The organism is Hymenobacter sediminis (assembly GCF_003231285.1).
GTDB lineage: Bacteria > Bacteroidota > Bacteroidia > Cytophagales > Hymenobacteraceae > Hymenobacter > Hymenobacter sediminis.
Genome location: NZ_QKNS01000001.1, coordinates 780,792 through 797,571 on the forward strand (window position 1 = coordinate 780,792; position 16,780 = coordinate 797,571).

Here is a 16,780-nt window from a genome sequence, read left to right on the forward strand (position 1 = left end):
GAAGTGTAGTCGGCGTATTTAGTTCTCCGTCCCCCAGACTTTCCGTCTTTAAGACCCTACAGAATGAATTACACGCTTAACCAACTCCCCGAACGCACCCAGAAACCGCGCGAACAAGGCTTCACCATGGTAATGGATAAAGGCCTGAGCGTACGCGAAGTAGAAGACTTTCTGGAAGTAGGGGCCACCTATACGGACATTGTAAAGCTGGGCTGGGCTACCTCCTACGTGAATCCCAACCTGAAGCGCAAGCTGGAGGTGTACAAGGAGGCGGGCATTCCGGTGTATTTCGGCGGAACGCTGTTTGAGGCCTTTATCATCCGCAACCAGTTCGACGATTATCGCCGATTGCTGGATACGTTCGGGATGGAGTACGCTGAGGTGTCAGACGGCTCCATTGACCTGAACCACGACAAGAAGCTGGAGTTTATCCGGACCCTGAGCCAGGATGTGAAGGTGCTGTCAGAGGTAGGCTCTAAGGATGCGGAAAAGATCATTCCGCCCTACAAGTGGATTTCGCAGATGAAAACGGAGCTGGAAGCCGGCGCCGTAAAGGTCATTGGTGAGGCACGCGAGGCTGGCAACGTAGGCCTGTTCCGGAGCACCGGCGAGGTGCGCTCGGGGCTAGTAGAAGAAATTCTGACCCAGATTCCCTTCGAGAAAATCATCTGGGAAGCACCCCAAAAGGCTCAGCAGGTGTGGTTTATCAAGCTGCTCGGGGCCAACGTAAACCTGGGCAACATCGCGCCCAATGAAATCATCAGCCTCGAGACTATCCGCCTGGGTCTGCGCGGCGACACGTTCACCGACTTCCTGGACATGGACAACGTGGATGAGATGTTCAAGCCCGAGCCTAAGGTAGCTGGTAAGCCCGGCACCTCTATGCCACGCGGCTAAACGGTTTTTTCTATCCTATAAAAAGGCTGCGCCCCTGGTGCGGCCTTTTTCTTGTCTATCGGGTTATGTTGAGGAATGTAGTACGGCGGGTGGTGGCTTGCGGGGCATGGCTAATGGTAGGTAGCGCGATGTTATTGGCCGAGCCTGTGCGGGCACAGTCGGCACCTACCGATACAACCACTTACAATGCTGCCAGCACGCTGTTATGGCGGGTTTCCGGGCCCGGCGTTACCGGCGCTTCCTACGTGTTCGGGACCATGCACATGCTGTGCCCCGAAGATGCGGCTATGCCTACTGAACTGACGGCCGCCTTTCAGGAAACCCAGCAGTTGGTGCTGGAGTTAGACATGGATGCGCCCGGTTTCACCAAGCAGATGCGCGGGGCCGTGCAGCTGCCCTGGCCCAACAGCCTACGTCGCGTTAGGCGGCAGCGCGACTACCGGGTGGTGCGCAAGTTTTTCAAGTTCCGGCTGCACCAGCCCATTCTGCCGTTTATACTGATGAAGCCCGCCTTTGTGGAGTCGTACGTGTACAGCACGTTGCTGCCGTGTGCCCCGGTGAGCTACGAAGAGCAACTAGTGCAGTTGGCCCAGCAGCAACACAAGGAACTGCTGGGGTTAGAAACGGTACAGCAGCAAATGGCTTCGCTGGACAGCATTTCCTACCCCCGGCAAATGGAGGCACTGGTAAAAGCTATTCAGCAGTACGACACCTACGCACCCCTGATGCAGCAGATGGTGAGCGTGTACCAGGCCCAGAACGTGGATGCCCTCTACCGCTTCATCAACAACCCCCAGTACAACCCCGACCAAAGCGAAGTGGCTGACCTGGAAAAGCGCAACCAGAACTGGATTCCGCAGATGAAAACCATGATGCAAACCAAGCCCACGTTTTTTGCGGTAGGAGCCGGGCACTTGGGCGGCCGCACGGGGGTGCTGCAACTCCTGCGGCAGCAAGGTTACCAGCTAGAACCCGTATTGCTCTCGAAGGCACCGGCGGCTCAGGCGCCTACCCCCGTCCGGTAGCTCAACCCCAACGGCTCCAATTCAGTAAGAGAAAAGCCCGACTGTATTAGGTCGGGCTTTTGTTGTCTTCTATTCTTACTGAGATGAATCGGAATCTTTCGGGCTCTGCCCTGAGTCTGCTCACGTTGCTGGCGGCCTGCGGCGGGCCCTCGAAACAGGAAAAAGCCGAAGCGGCCGCCACTACTCCTGCCGATACGGTTGCTACCCCTACCACGGCCGTAAACCTGCCTGAGCCCTACGCCTCGGAGTCAAAAACCAAGCGCAGCAAAGTAATTGGGTGGCCCCAGGGCAAAATGCCCACCGCGCCAGCTGGTTTTGTGGTAACCAAGTACGCCGATGGTTTCGAAAGCCCGCGCAATACCTACGTGCTGCCCAATGGCGACGTGCTGGTGGCTGAGTCGAACACCATCCCCCAGAACCCCAAGAAGAAGGTAGTAGCGGCGCTTGATCTGGACCCGTCCCGGTCGTTGCGGGCCACCAGCGCCAACCGTATTACCCTGCTCCGCGATGCCAACAAGGACGGTAAGCCCGAGCTGCGCGAAACATTTCTGGCCGGCCTGAACCAGCCCTTTGGCATGCTGGTACTGGATAAGTATTTCTACGTGGCCAACACCAATGGCGTGTGGCGCTACCCCTATCAGGTGGGCCAAACCAAAATTGCGGGTCAGGGCCAGAAAATCATGGATCTGCCGGCCGGTGGCTACAACAACCACTGGACCCGCAATCTGCTGGGCGGCCCCGATGGCTCCAAGATTTATGTGTCGGTAGGCTCATCGTCGAACGTGGCGGAGCACGGTATTAAGGAAGAAGAGCGCCGGGCCAACGTGCTGGAAATAAACCCCGATGGCTCGGGCGAGAAAGTATATGCCGCCGGCCTGCGCAACCCCGTGGGCCTCGACTGGGCCCCTGGCACCAAAACCCTCTGGACGGCCGTAAACGAGCGGGACGAGCTAGGCGACGAACTAGTACCCGACTACCTGACCAGCGTGAAGCAAGGCGCTTTCTACGGCTGGCCTTACGCTTATTTCGGCCAGCACGAAGACCCGCGCCGTAAGGGCGAGCGGCCCGATCTGGTAAAGAAAACGGTGGTGCCCGAAGTACCGCTGGGCGCGCACACGGCTTCATTGGGCTTGGCTTTCTACAAAGGCGACGCCTTCCCGGCCCAGTACCGCAACGGCGCCTTTATCGGGCAGCACGGCTCCTGGAACCGCTCGGAGTTTTCGGGCTACAAAGTGGTATTCGTGCCTTTTAAAGATGGCAAGCCCAGTGGGCCCATGCAGGATTTCCTGACGGGTTTCATTGCCAATGCCGCTGAGAAAGAAGTGTACGGTCGCCCCGTGGGTATTACCTACCTACCCGATGGCTCCTTGCTGGTAGCCGACGATGCAGCCGATACGCTCTGGCGCGTAGCGGCCCAATAAACGTTCAGGCCCCGTCCTATTCCAAAGTCGTCGAATACGGCTTCAACCTACTAAAACCCGCGCTTCCGGACCGAGGCGCGGGTTTTGTGTTGAGGATAGCAGAGCCGGCCTTGAAAAAGTGAGGGCCGAACGCAACGCCCAGCGGATTTCGCCGAATAACAGAACGGCCTCTTCAACGCCGCCTACCCATGCCGCTACTCCGAACCCTTGTCCTGATCAGCGCCCTGCTGCTCGCGTCAGTGAGCGGATGGGCAAACCCTTCACCTAGCCCGGCTCCTGCAGTGGCTACCCCCGCCGCGCTGGCAAACTCCGCGGCGTTGTTGTGGAAGATTTCGGGCCAGGGGCTACGGCAGCCATCTTACCTTTTCGGTACCATTCACCTGATGTGCGCCCAGGACGTGCGCCTTTCCGAAGCGGCCCGGCGGGCCTTCAGCAGCTCCCGGCAGGTAGTAATGGAGCTGGATATGGACAGCCCCACCATTCGGCAGGAAATGCAGGCGAGTATGAAGATGCGCAACGGCCAGACCCTAAACAAGCTGCTGAAAGCCCGTGACTACGCCCGCGTACGGCACTACCTGAAAACGAAAGCCGATATTCCGATTGCGCAGGTTGGGATGCTGAAGCCTTTTCTGGTCAGCTCCCTGCTGTACTCCAACCTAGTTGGCTGCAACCCCATCAGCTACGAAAGTGTGCTAGTGAAGATGGCCCAAGAGCAGCACAAGGAAATAACCGGCCTGGAAACGGCGCAGGAGCAAATGGGCTTCTTCGATAAAATTCCTTACACGGTGCAAAGCCGTTTGCTGGCCAATTTGGTAAAGCAAGAAAATGAAGTTCGGCAGGAGTTTGAGCAACTGGTGGCACTCTACAAAGCGCAGGACATTGAAGCCCTGCGCACCGTGACAGCCAAAAGCGCCTTCTCCTTCCCTGGCTACGATAAGCTTCTGCTCGACGACCGGAACCAGCGTTGGGTAGGGGCCATTACCCGGCAGGCAGCCTTGGAGCCCACATTTTTTGCGGTAGGAGCCGCTCACCTCGGCGGCCCCAACGGCTTGCTCCAGCTGCTACGGCAACAAGGCTACCAAGTGCGCCCGGTTTTGCGGTAGGCGCGCCAGAGGTGGGGCTGCGGCTTTCCGGGTTTTGTAATTGATGGAAGCTGCTATGTTTGCCGGGTATGAAAAGGCTTTTGGCTACCCTGCGTCGTTGGCTGAACCAGGCGGTTCCCCGTTCGCGCCGCATAAAATCTGTACATAGTGGGGTGCTGGAGGTTACCTGGCAGGAAGGCCGCAAGGTGCTGAACTCGGCGCACGCCAATTACTCCTACGGCCCTTTGCACAAAGTAATGCGCTACGGGCTGCTGTTCACGGAGCCCACCACGGCCGGCGCTATTCTGGTGCTGGGCCTGGGTGGCGGTTCCGTGGTGCACATGCTTCGCCACGAGTACCAGGCGCCCGGTCCCATTACGGCCGTGGAGCTGGACCCGGTGGTTATCCGGGTAGCGGCGGAAGAGTTCAACATCCAGCCTGATGCCACGTTGCACATTGCGTGTGCCGATGCCTTTGCGTGGGTTGCCACGGCTCCGGCGGCCGGGTTCGGGCTGATTGTAGTGGATTTGTTTATTGACCTGGACCTGCCAGCTGGCTTGTACACAGCCGACTTCTGGCAGCAACTGTGGCGCTTGCTGCGGCCAGGCGGCTTTGTAGTGTTCAATACCCTAATCAGCACGCCGGTGTGGGTGGAGAGACTGGAAATTCATGAATATCTGGCGGAAGTAGGGTTTCTGGTGAAAGACGTGGAAGTAGAGGAATTCAACCGCCTGCTTATTCTGCGGAAGCCAGACTGAGCCCAAAGGGCTTTGCTGGCCGCAACAGGGGTAGGGTTTTGACGAGCAAGTGCTTTCTTTGCAGGCTCAACCCCGGCTCTATGGAAATCCTGAAGCATCTCATCGACTTTATTCTCCACCTCGATAAGCACCTGGCCGAGATTATTCAGGACTACGGCGCCTGGACCTACGCCATTCTCTTCCTCATCATTTTCGTGGAAACGGGGGTAGTAGTGCTGCCTTTCCTGCCCGGCGACTCGCTGCTATTCGCGGCTGGCTCGCTGGCTGCTTTGCCCGGCTCGCCGCTCAATGTGTGGGCCATGATGGGGCTGCTGATTTTGGCTGCCGTGCTCGGCGATACGCTCAACTACCACATCGGTGATTATTTGGGGCCGCGGGTGTTCCGCGAAAACTCACGGTTTCTGAAGCGGGAACACCTCGAGAAAACCCAGGCCTTTTACCAGAAACACGGCGCCAAAACCATTATTCTGGCCCGATTTATTCCCATTATCCGCACGTTTGCGCCGTTTGTGGCGGGCGTAGGCACCATGAGCTACACCAAGTTTTTGTCGTACAATCTGGTAGGTGCCGTGCTGTGGGTGGTACTGCTCACGGGAGCAGGCTATTTCTTCGGGCAGCTGCCTATTGTGCAGAAAAACTTCTCCTTGGTAGTGCTGGTCATTATCGTGCTGTCGGTGCTGCCGGCCGTGTTTGAGTTCCTGAAAGGGCGGCGGACCAGCCGCCCGGTTGCTTAAGCCTACCCCTGGTTCGTATATGAAACAAAAACCCGTTCGGCCGCTTAGAGGCAGAACGGGTTTTTGCTGTTATCAAGGAAAATACTCTCGGTTATGCCTGAATTCGGATTGCTTGGCCGCTCGCTCCGCCACTCTTTCTCTCAAACGTATTTCTCCCAGAAATTCGACAATCTGGGCCTCACGGATCATCATTACGAATTGTTTGAGCTGGCTTCTATGGACGAGCTGCCGGCCCTGCTCACCCAGCACCCCGGTCTGAAAGGTCTGAACGTGACGATTCCTTATAAAGAGCAAGTATGGCCTTTCCTGCACGAGGTAGCACCCTCGGCCGCGCGGGTAGGAGCCATCAACGTAATTGAGTTTCGGGAAGATGGGCAACTGATTGGCCATAACACCGACTACCTGGGCTTCCGCGACTCGTTGCGTACGTTTCTGCCCAAAGGCGGCCTCCCCGACGCCCGGGCCCTGATTTTGGGTAGTGGTGGCGCTTCTAAGGCTGTAGAGGTGGCCTTGCGCGAGCTGGGCATTGGCTACTGGGTCGTGTCGCGCAACCCCTTAGGCTCTGGCCTTACCTACCAGGACCTGACACCGCACCTGCTGCAAGAGCACCAACTCATCATTAATACAACTCCGCTCGGCACCGCGCCCAACATTGAGGAGTGCCCGCCTATCTCGTACGAGGCCCTAACGCCCCAGCACTACCTCTACGACCTCATCTACAACCCTGCCGAAACCGAGTTCATGAAGCGTGGCGCTGCCGCCGGGGCTCAAACCAAAAACGGCTTCGAAATGCTCTGCCTCCAAGCCGAAGCCGCCTGGAAAATCTGGAATCAGTGAAACAGTGAGATGATGAAGTGGTGAGTTTGATTTTCTGGCCTCCTGAGCGGGAGCGAAGGACCTTTACCGCTTGAGTGGAGGTAGTAATTACCCCCGGCAGAGGTCCTTCGCTCCCGCTCAGGAGGCCAGCTATTCTTTTAGCTCACAAACACACAATTTCACCACCTTACTGCTACCCTCCCGTGTTGCTGCTGCCTTGTTTAGAGTCATCGTTGCGAATGGTGCGGCGCTGGCGCTGGCCGCTGCTGTCTACCTTGCCGAAGCGGTAGTTGAAGGACAAGCGCACGGAGCGCTGGTACTGATAGAAGCTCCCAACACTGCGAAACTGGTCGGTAACGGTAGTGTTGCGGAATTCACGGCCGGGCGAAAGAAAGTTGTTGGCGCTCAGCGTCAGGTCGGCCTTTTCCTGCAGGAGCATGCGTTTCAGGCCCAAGCCGTAATATAGGCCCCCGGAGTAGCGCGTCTGGAGCTGCACGCCGCCCGTCCAGAAACCGCCGTAGCCCTGCAGGGTGTAATGGGTTTTGAACTTCAACGAGGAGTTCAGGTTCATGAACATCGAGGCCCGGCGGCTGGTGCGGTTCAGGGCCGTGCTACGCAGCTGCGTGTAGTCGGTGCTGATGTTGCTGCTCACGTTCCAGTCTTTGGTAGGCTTCAGGGAGCCGTAAAAGTTTAGGCCGTAGGTAGTGTTGGTAGCCAAGTTACCGAAGGTGGTTTCGGAGCGGGCCAGCTCCTCATTGTAGCGGTAGAACTGCTCAATGGAATTGCCCGTGCGCCGGGCGTAGGCCGAGAGGTTCAGGGAGCTTTTCTCGCCGTACGTGCCGTAGCTTAACTCGTAGCTGTCCGTTACCTCGGGGCGCAGGTTGGGGTTGCCAAACTGAATGCTGTTGGGCGTAACCTGGTTTACGTAGGGGTTGAGGTAGTAAATGTGCGGGCGCTGAATGCGCCGCGAGTAGCTGAAACGCAACGTCTGGCCCTCTTTTTTAAGCGTGCGGGTGGCGCTCAGGTTGGGCAGCACATTAAGGTAGTCATTCGAGAAACGACCGTTTTCGCCCTGAAACTCGCCGGCAATGTCTGTGCGCTCCAGGCGGGTGCCCAGGCTGAACGTGTGCTTCTTGCCCCAGGCAAAATTGTAAGTGCCATAAGCCGCCAGCACATTCTGCTGATAGTCGAAGGCATTGGAGCGGCGCGGATTTCGCACAAACCCGTCGTGCCGGTCCGTCAGCAGGGTGTCCAGGGAGTAGTCGCTGGTTACGTGGCGCCGAATCATCTTGGCCCCCGTTTCCAGCGTGTTCTTCTCCCCGAACGGGTGCGTATAGTCGGTCTGGACGGTAGTTTCGAGGTTGCGAGCCAGGTTGAGGCTTTGCTCCCGGTATTCCAGCGGGCCGCCCTGTAGCTCGGCGGCCCCGTACTGGTCGAGGCGGTAGCTTTCGTCGGAGCGGTTGCGGGTGTGCTGGGCCAGCACGGCCCACTCCCGTCGGGGTTGGCTTTCCCCGAAGGTGCGGGTGTAGCCGGCGTTCAGGTCGTAGTTGCGGTTTTCTCCGCGCCGGGTAATGTCGCGGGTGTAAAGGGTGTCGAGCTGGGGCTGACCGCGGTACTGATTGAAAAAGTCCTGGGGCGAGCGGCTGCTGTAGAGGTTGCCGTTGCCGCTGAACGTGAAGCTGTGCAGGGCTGAAGGGTCGTAGGTAAGCTCTACCTGACCGTAGCCGCCATTACCCACGTTGCGGGAGGTAGTGCGCTCGGTAAGCTGGCCCGTAGCGCCGCCCGGCAGGAAATCGGTGCGCTCATTGCTGCTCTTGTACGGGTACACGTTGTGAAAGCCACTGAGCTTAGTGTTCACGCCTACTTTGCCGCGCCGCGCGTTCAGGCTCCCGTTCAGGCCCTGGTTGCGGTTGCCAGTATTGGCTCCTACGCTCCCGTTTACGCCTTGCAAGCTGTTTTTCTTCAACACAATATTGATAACCCCACCTGAGCCCTCCGCATCATAGCGCGCCGATGGGGCCGTCACTACCTCAATGGCCTTGATCTGGTCGGCTGGAATCTGCTTTAGTGCTTCCGCCAAATTGCCCGCGAGCATGGAGGAGGGCTTGTTGTTGATGAGGATGCGCACGTTGCCAGTGCCACGCAGCTGCGGGTTGCCCTCGGCATCGAGGTTCACCATGGGTGTTTTGCGCAGGATGTCGGCAGCCGTGCCACCGGCGTTGGTAGCGTCCTGGTCGGCGTTGTAGACGAGGCGGTCGGGCTTGGTTTCTATTACCGGCCGCTCGCCGGTTACCTTCACTTCACCCAAATTCTGAGTAGCAGCCGGCAGGGGTAGCGCGCCTAGGTCGGCGGGCTGCTCTGTTACCGTCACGGGTTTCAGTTGCGTGGTGTAGCCTACAAAGCTGATTTGCAGCCGGAAGGAGCCTGTAGGCAGGTCTTGCAGCTCAAACCGGCCTTGCGCGTCACAGGTAGCCCCGGTAAGAGGGGTAGCCCCGCTGGCCGGCAGCAGGGCCACAGTGGCGTATTCTACCGGCTTTTGGGTGGCGGCATCTACTACGCGGCCGGTCAAGCGGCCGGGGCCTTTCGTTGTACTGGTTGCAGGGGTAGGAGAAGTAGTTTGCGCCTGAACCGCAGGCGCTGCCAAAACGGCCAGCAACAGCAGGGTAGGTGTATGCTTCATGCAGATATAGAAAGGAGGTAGATAAAGCAGCCGGGAGCCGGATGATAGACGCGGGCAGGTAACAGAGCCTTGTCCGCTGATAATGGTGGCAGAACGTTACGAACCTACTCTCTATTTTTCTACCTACCTCACAGAAATCAACCAACCTGGGGTTTTTCCTCAACTAACTCCTGAAAAGCTTAGTCTGGTAGAGCCTCCCGTTAGGTAAAATCAGTTCCCGTTTACTCGGGTAAGCGGTTAGCTGCTGAGGCAGTGGTAGGCCGGCAACAGGTGGTGATTGAGTTGGTGAGGGGAGTAGTTGAAAAAACAGCTCCATTCGCTGGCTGCCGTGCTACATTAGCCCACCTGCTTCCGCACTACTTTCATTTCTGCACGTATGCCTCGTTCTTCTGCCCGCCGTCTGCTACTGCCATCGGGGGAGCTGCGGGTGCCGTGGCCGCATTTGGTGTGGCTAGGACTGCTGGTGTACACCGATGCCCAATTGTGGCTTACCCGGGCCGGACTGTACTACCAAGCCCCCGAAAGTCCGGCCGTATTCTGGCGCAACGCCCTACTAGCCGACGTGTTCGACTGCGCCCTGTTTTACCTGAACTACCTGGTGCTACAGCCTCGGCTATTTCGGGCGCGGCGGTGGCTGGCGTTTCTGGTGGCGGCGGTGGCGGCGCTGCTGTTGTTTGCCGCCGCCCGGGTAGGCGCGAGCGTACTTTGGCAGGAAGGCGTGCAGCAAGGACCCATGCGCCTGAACCTGGCGGCGCACATGCAACTGCTGCTGGCTTACCATGTGCCGCTGGGTGGGCTGATTTTGCTGCTCAGCAGCGGCCTGCGCTTAGCCGGCGACTACCTGCGAGAACGGGAAAGCCGCCGGGCCCTAGAACAGCAGCACCTGCGCACCGAGCTATCCTTACTGAAAACCCAGTTACACCCGCATTTTCTCTTCAACACGCTCAACAACATCTACTCCCTGACCTTACAGGCCTCGCCGCAGGCTCCCGAAGCGGTGATGCGCCTGGCTGAGCTGATGCGCTACCAGCTCTACGACAGCTCGGACGACTTGGTACCGCTAGCCCGCGAAATCAGTAACCTGCGCGGTTTCTTGGCCTTGCAACTGCTGCGCCTGCCGCCCGAGGAAGCCGACGAGGTACTGCCCTTCACCATTTTGTTGCCGCCCGGCGCCGAGTACGCCCGGCGCCTGCCGCCTATGCTACTTCTGCCGCTGGTAGAAAACGCCTTCAAGCACGGCGACTTAGCAGCCCGGCCTCACGTAGCCCGCTTCCACCTCCGGCTGGAGCCCGACGGGAGGTTGCAGTTCAGGGTGGAAAATTATGTAGCCGTGGGTGGCGGGCCGGGGCTGGAGGTGGCCGGTGGGGTAGGGCTGGCTAACCTGCGCCGCCGCCTGCAGCTCCTCTACCCAGGGCAGCACGCGCTGGCTACCACCGCCACTACCACCGCATTCTGCGCTACGCTGGAGGTGCAGTTATAGTCGCCTACCCTGGCTCGCTGGGGTGTATGTTTACTGTATTACAATGCTTGCTATGGAAACTGCTGGGGCGCGCCGCCCGCTAACCTGCGTCATCATTGACGATGAGCCCCTGGCCCTGAACGTGCTGGCCGAGTACTGCATGCAGGTACCTTTCCTGGAAATGAAAGGGCGTTTTCATGAGGCGTTGGCGGCCGTGGCATTCTTGCACGAAAACCCTGTAGATGTAGTGTTTCTGGATATTCACATGCCGCGCCTGAACGGGCTGCAGCTCGCTCAATTGCTTCCCCAGCCTGCGCCGCGCATCATCTTCACCACGGCCCACGCCCAGTACGCCGCCGAAAGCTACGAGCTGCCCGCCCTGGATTACCTCCTGAAACCTGTGCGCTTCGAGCGGTTCGTGCAGGCCGCCCATCGGGCCCAGGCCGCCCTGCGCCCGACTCTTGCGCCTACCCCCATGCAGCCAGAAGCACACGCTAATGAAGTATTATTCATCCGCCAGGATAGCCGGCTGCACCGCGTATCCGTCTCGGACCTGTACTATGCCGAAGGGCAAAAAGAGTATCTGATGCTCTATACCGCCGCTGGCCGCATGCTTACGCTGCAGTCCTTTCGCGGCCTGGAGGAACTGCTGCCCCCAGGCCGCTTTGCGCGCATTCACAAGTCCTACCTCATCAACCTGCACCACTTGGAATTTGTAGAGCGCAACCGAGCGCAGGTGTACGGTACGCTGTTGCCCATCGGCGAAACCTACCGCGAAGCGTTCCTGGAGCAGCTCCGCTTCCACGGCCGGGCAGTGAGGTAGTAAGTAAAAAGGCCCACTAATATCATCCTCGTCCTACCCCCTAGAATGAAAGCAGCCCTTGACGTTCGCACGTCAGGGACTGCTTTCATTCTAGGGGGTAGGGCTGGGTGACTGATGAATTGTTTAGTCAGGTCTCATCATCCTTCACCCAATCGTTACTTCACATTACTGCTGGCCCTGGCCATTGCCTTCGCCCTGCTTCACGTCGTCGTTCTGGATGCTGCGGCGGCGCTTCTGAGGCTGGGTGGTGGTTTTGCCGAAGCGGTAGTTAAAGGCCAGGCGCACCCCGCGCAGGTAGATGTAGTTGTTGCTTACCTGGCGGAACTGCTCCGTGTTCAGCTCGGAGCGCAGGTTGCGGGTAGCCTGCAGGAAGTTATCGGCATTCAAAGTAAGGTCGGCTTTGTCCTTGAGCATGTTCTTACGCAGGCCTAGGGAGTAGAACGTCCAGGCGGCTTGCTTGCCCTGCAGCTGCACTCGCGGCGAGTTCAGGCCCCCGTAGAACTGCACGCTCAGGCCCTTCTCAAACTTGTAGCTGGAGTTCAGGTTCAGGTTGTACATCACCCCGTCGTTGGAGTAGGCGGCAGTATTAATGGCGTCTTCCCCGAATTCTCCGAAGCTAAGCCCGGGGCTTTTCAGCGACACGTAGTACACGTTTACGTTGCCACTCACATCCCACTTCGGCATGGGCTTTACTGAGGTGAACAAGCTCACGCCGAAGGTGGCGTTGCGACCTATGTTTCTGAAAGTCTGGTTGTTAACGCCATTTCGGTCAATAAAGCGCACCGCCTCAATGGCGTTGCCCGTGCGGCGGGCGTAAGCCGAGAGGTTCAGCACCGAGCCTTTAATGAACGTAGTATAGTTCACCTCATAGCTATGAGTCAGTTCCGGCTCCAGATCGGGGTAGCCGTAGCTGACGTTGAGGCTATCGGAGGTGTTACGGAAGGGGTTCAGATAGAAGATTTGCGGCCGCTGAATACGGGCTGAGTAAGCCAAACGCACGCTTTGGCCGGGCTTCTTGGGGTTTTGGGGTTGATAGCTCAAACTCAGGTTGGGCAGGAAATTGGTGTAGTTCTGCGATACCCCGGAGTTCTGATTTTCCTGCTGCTGAAAGTCGCCGTTGATGCGGGTGTGCTCTACCCGCGCCCCCAGCTTAAAGCTTACTTTCTTCGAGGCTGAAAACCCGTAGGTGCCGTAGCCGGATAGCACATCCTGGTTGTAGTCGAAGAGGTTGGAGCGGCTGGGGTTGTACACCGGGTCGATGTTGCTGCTCCCCGGCGCGCTGTTATAGATGTCGTAGTCGCTGCTCACGCGGCGCAGAATGGCCTTGGCTCCGGTTTCCAGCAGGGCGGTTTCCGAGAAGGGTAGGGCGTAGTCGGTTTGCAAGGTAGTTTCGAGGTTGCGGGCCAGGTTCTCGCTTTCTTCGCGGTAGTCCTTGGCCTCGTTGCTCTCGGTGCGGCCCCGGAACTGGTCGAGGTAGTAATCCTGGAAGTTGCGGTTGCGGGTGTGCTGGGCCAGCACGCTCCACTCGCGGCGCTTCTGCTCGAAGGTGCGGGTGTAGGAACCGCTCACATCGTAGCTCTGGGTGCGGAAGCGGCGGTCAGTGTCGCGGGTGAACTGGTCGGCCGCTATAGCCGGCAGCAGCACGTTGTTGAACTGGTCGTAATTGCCGCTGTTGCGGAACATGCTGCCCTGCACGTTCAAGGTCAGGTTGTGGTACTGGGCCGGGTCGTAGTCAAGACCAAGGCGCCCGAAGCCGCCGCCGCCAATCGTGTTGCCGTCGCCTTCCTGCTCCAACGATTTTACTTCGCCTTCCGGGGTTTTCAGGTAGCGCACTAGGTCGTTGCGGTTGGGGCTATAAAAGCCGAAACCACTCACGGAGCTAGTCAGGCCTACCTTGCCTTTGCGGTAGTTCAGCGAGGCGTTGCCGTTGGAGCTGCGCGTACCCCCCGCCAGGCCCACTGAGCCGTTTATGCCTTCCAGGTTATTCTTTTTCAGGATGATGTTGATGATGCCGCCCGTGCCTTCCGCATCGTACTTAGCCGAGGGGGTAGTAATTACCTCTACGCTCTTGATCTGGTCGGCCGGAATTTGCTTCATGGCATCGGCCACCGACGAGGCTACAATACCCGAGGGCTTGTTGTTGATGAGCACGCGCACGTTGCTGGTGCCGCGGAGTTCCACGTTGCCGTCGGGGTCCACGTTTACCAGGGGTACTTTGCGCAGCACGTCGGCGGCGGTGCCGCCCGCATTTGTCAAGTCCTTATCGGCGTTGTACACAATGCGGTCGGGCTTGGTTTCTACCACGTCCCGCTCGCCGGTTACCGTTACCTCGCCCAGTTTCTGCGCCGATGACTCCAACTGAATGGTGGGCAGCGTGGTTAAGCCCGCGCCCACGGTTACGTTGCGCGTTTGGGTAGCATAGCCCACAAAGCTGATTTGCAGGCGGAACTCGCCGGCGGCCAGGCCTTTCAAGGAAAACCGGCCCCGCTCGTCGCACACGCCGCCGTCTACGGGCGTATTGCCGCTCAGCGGCAGCAGCGTAACGGTGGCAAACTCCACCGGCTTTTTGGTGCCTGCGTCCAGCACGGTGCCTTCCAGCCGGCCTGCACCCTTAGGCGCAGTAGGCAAAACAGGTTTGGCCGGGGCCGCTCCGGCGGGCATGCCGGCCGGGCGCTGACCAGCAGCCGGAGCGCCCGCCGGCGGCGTGGTTTGGGCCAGAGCTGGAACGGTGAGCAAGCTAGTCAGCAGGAGAGGCAGGGTAGCGTTTTTCATATCAGTAACCGAGGGAGGGTAGTAGCAAAGAGAAGGGGTAGCAGGGAAGAGGAAAAAAGCAGGTAGCTGAAGCGTCAGAATCAACCTCTGAACCGTAGGGATTGGATGATGAGTGAGGGGTAGGATGCTACGGATTGGGCCAAGAGACCAAAAAGGAGCGCTACCGTTGCCCCACCACCATTTTTTATTTGTTCAGCTTAACCCATTCGGCCCGCAGCGCTGCCTACCCCGGCCTGGGCGGTTGACGTTGCCGAGGGTTGAGGTCGTGGCAGAGGGTAGGCCGATGTCGTTCGGATGGCGCGAGGGGCTTGAGCGGCAACCACCCAGGCCGGACCGGAATTTTAGTTGGTTATGTTGCGGCGGTAGAGCAGCACGTAGCCCACTAACAGAGCACCCGCAAACCAGAGCAGGCTGTAGCCTTCGTGCTTAAGTAGCTCGTGAGAAACTTCCAGAACGCCTGCCTTGCTCATGCGCATGGAAACCGCCGTAGCCAGGGGCGCCGCGTACGGAATTTTATCGGCGTGCTCCCAGGAAAGCAGAGCAATAGTAGCCACCACTGCCCCCATTCCTACCCCCACCGGCACCACAAAAGAGCGCCACAGCAAGCTCACGATGTACTGCACCGCCAGCAGCCCCAGCGTGGCGATGTACGTGCGGCCCAGCATCCAGAGCAAGGCTTCAAACGGCACGGCATAGGTCTGGAAGCCCAGCTTTGGCCGTAGCACGCCGAGCAAGGCACCCGCGCCCAGTATCAGGGCTACGAAAAGTAATAGCGCCACAGCATTCAGGGCCAGAACGACGAGCAGCTTGGACACAAATACGGCGCCCCGACCCACGGGCTGGGCGTACAGGTGCTTCCATGCAGTAGCCTTGGTTTCGATGTTGATCACCAGGCTCGTCAGCAGCACCACAAACAGGGGTAGGAGCAGGGTGCCGGCCGTTTGCCAGTTCATCATGATGAACTTGGGCCAGGGCGTGCCACCCGCTTTCAGGATAACGTGGCCCTTGAAGAACAGGATCAAAAAGGTAAGCAGCACCGGAAAAGCCCCGCTCAGCAGCGTCAGGCGCAGGGCAGCCGTGCGGCGCAGCTTCAGCGCATCAGATGCCAGGGCCCGGCGCAGCTGAACAAACGGGTTCGGGGCCGAGGGTAGGGTAGGGAAGTCGGGCAGGGCAGAGGTCAGAACCGGATTCATAAGGATGCAGATGAAGTAGGATAGAGGAAAGACAGGGCAGGATTAGCGCACCAGTTCGGCTTTCGCTTCGGTTAGGTGCAGGAAGGTGTCTTCCAGGCTGGGCTGCTCCAGGCGCAGGCCGTAGAGTGGCTGTCCGGCCGACGTGAGGGCAGCGGCCAGTTCGGCAGTTTGCTCTTTCGAAATCCAGGGCAGCCAGAGTGTGCCCGCTCCCACGAGGGTAGCCCCGGCCAGCAGGCGCGGCAGCAGGTTGCGGCAGGTATCGGCGTCTTCGGTTTCCAGTACCAGCCGGGCCCGGCCCGTTTGTAGCCGCTGCAGGTCTGGCAGGCTGCCCTGAAACACCAGCCTACCCTGCTGAATCACGCCAACGTGGGTAGCTACTTTTTCAATTTCGTTGATGAGGTGGCTGCTGACCACTATCGTTTTGCCGTGCTCTTCGCGCAGGTGGCGTAGCAGCTCCCGCATCTCAATAATGCCGTTCGGGTCAAGGCCGTTGGTCGGCTCATCCAGCAGTAGCAAATCGGGGTCAGAGAGCAGGGCAATGGCCAGACCTAGGCGCTGCCGCATGCCCAGGGAGTACTCCTTAGCTGCCCGGTGAGCGTTATCCGTGAGGCCAACCAGCGCCAGCACCTCGGCGGTGCGGTGGGCGGCTATACCGCGCAGGCGGCGGGTAGCCTCCACGTTTTCACGCCCGCTCAGGTGGTCGTACAAGGAGGGGTTCTCGATGAGAGCCCCTACCCGCCCCAGGGCTGCCACCCGGTGACGGGCCAGATCATGCCCGAACAGTTGTACCGAGCCCGCCGCCGGCCGCAGCAGCCCCAGCAGCAGGCGCATGGTGGTGCTTTTGCCAGCTCCGTTCGGCCCCAGAAAGCCGTAAATGCTGCCCGGCTCCACCAGCAGGTTTACATCGTGCAGGATGGGCCGCTTACCGAAGTTGAAGTACAGGCCCTGGGTAGCGAGTAAGGCAGAGGAGGAAGGGTTCATGGCGCTGGGTTGGTTGGATGACGTTGGCAAACGTAGCGCCCTTACTATATCGGCCCGGCGCTATTCAACCAATCTGGCGGTTGCTTCCCGTAACAAGTGCTTTTGTCAGCCCAACCCCGCCTGAAGTGCCCTGAGCCGG

The 16,780-nt window shown here is 59.0% G+C and carries 13 protein-coding genes; 9 read left to right on the forward strand and 4 right to left on the reverse strand.

The window, feature by feature from the left end; genetic code table 11:
* The first annotated feature begins 63 nt into the window (after nt 1–63).
* The 7 genes from DNI29_RS03270 to DNI29_RS03300 all read left to right on the forward strand — a co-directional run bounded on the left by DNI29_RS03270 (nt 64) and on the right by DNI29_RS03300 (nt 6,754).
* Nucleotides 64–897, forward strand: coding sequence for a phosphosulfolactate synthase (locus DNI29_RS03270; protein WP_110976626.1), 834 nt, complete (start codon nt 64–66; stop codon nt 895–897).
* Nucleotides 898–962: 65 nt separating this feature from the next.
* Nucleotides 963–1,922 (forward strand): TraB/GumN family protein, encoded by a 960-nt coding sequence (locus tag DNI29_RS03275; RefSeq protein ID WP_110976627.1) that lies wholly within the window; start codon nt 963–965, stop codon nt 1,920–1,922.
* Between the two features lie 83 nt (nt 1,923–2,005).
* Nucleotides 2,006–3,343, forward strand: coding sequence for a PQQ-dependent sugar dehydrogenase (locus tag DNI29_RS03280; RefSeq protein WP_110976628.1), 1,338 nt, complete (start codon nt 2,006–2,008; stop codon nt 3,341–3,343).
* A gap of 188 nt (nt 3,344–3,531) precedes the next feature.
* Nucleotides 3,532–4,446: a TraB/GumN family protein gene (locus DNI29_RS03285; RefSeq protein ID WP_110976629.1), complete on the forward strand. Its 915-nt coding sequence runs from the start codon at nt 3,532–3,534 to the stop codon at nt 4,444–4,446.
* Between the two features lie 68 nt (nt 4,447–4,514).
* The gene (locus DNI29_RS03290) at nt 4,515–5,183 is read left to right on the forward strand and encodes a spermidine synthase (protein WP_110976630.1); all 669 of its coding nucleotides are present in this window, start codon (nt 4,515–4,517) and stop codon (nt 5,181–5,183) included.
* Between the two features lie 80 nt (nt 5,184–5,263).
* Nucleotides 5,264–5,917, forward strand: coding sequence for a DedA family protein (locus tag DNI29_RS03295; protein WP_110976631.1), 654 nt, complete (start codon nt 5,264–5,266; stop codon nt 5,915–5,917).
* 93 nt (nt 5,918–6,010) lie between these two features.
* Nucleotides 6,011–6,754, forward strand: a complete 744-nt coding sequence (locus DNI29_RS03300; protein ID WP_110976632.1) for a shikimate dehydrogenase family protein — start codon at nt 6,011–6,013, stop codon at nt 6,752–6,754.
* A 172-nt stretch (nt 6,755–6,926) separates the two neighbouring features.
* On the opposite strand, the gene DNI29_RS03305 is transcribed toward DNI29_RS03300, so the two are convergent.
* Entirely contained in the window at nt 6,927–9,413 is a 2,487-nt protein-coding gene (locus DNI29_RS03305) for a TonB-dependent receptor (RefSeq protein ID WP_110976633.1), read from the reverse strand.
* 376 nt (nt 9,414–9,789) lie between these two features.
* Between DNI29_RS03305 and DNI29_RS03310 the strand changes: the two genes are divergently transcribed.
* Nucleotides 9,790–10,893 carry a sensor histidine kinase gene (locus DNI29_RS03310; RefSeq protein WP_110976634.1) on the forward strand — a complete coding sequence of 368 codons (1,104 nt, stop codon included), beginning with the start codon at nt 9,790–9,792 and terminating at the stop codon, nt 10,891–10,893.
* A 52-nt stretch (nt 10,894–10,945) separates the two neighbouring features.
* Nucleotides 10,946–11,695 carry a LytR/AlgR family response regulator transcription factor gene (locus tag DNI29_RS03315; RefSeq protein ID WP_110977278.1) on the forward strand — a complete coding sequence of 250 codons (750 nt, stop codon included), beginning with the start codon at nt 10,946–10,948 and terminating at the stop codon, nt 11,693–11,695.
* A 165-nt stretch (nt 11,696–11,860) separates the two neighbouring features.
* Here the strand turns inward: DNI29_RS03315 and DNI29_RS03320 are convergent, their stop codons facing one another.
* The 3 genes from DNI29_RS03320 to DNI29_RS03330 form a co-directional block, all read right to left on the reverse strand.
* Nucleotides 11,861–14,467 (reverse strand): TonB-dependent receptor, encoded by a 2,607-nt coding sequence (locus tag DNI29_RS03320; RefSeq protein ID WP_110976635.1) that lies wholly within the window; start codon nt 14,465–14,467, stop codon nt 11,861–11,863.
* A gap of 341 nt (nt 14,468–14,808) precedes the next feature.
* A complete protein-coding gene (locus tag DNI29_RS03325) occupies nt 14,809–15,660 on the reverse strand; it encodes an ABC transporter permease (RefSeq protein ID WP_110976636.1) in 852 nt (283 codons plus the stop codon).
* A gap of 42 nt (nt 15,661–15,702) precedes the next feature.
* On the reverse strand, nt 15,703–16,641 hold the full coding sequence (locus DNI29_RS03330; RefSeq protein WP_110976637.1) for an ABC transporter ATP-binding protein: 939 nt from the start codon (nt 16,639–16,641) through the stop codon (nt 15,703–15,705).
* Nucleotides 16,642–16,780 lie beyond the last annotated feature (139 nt).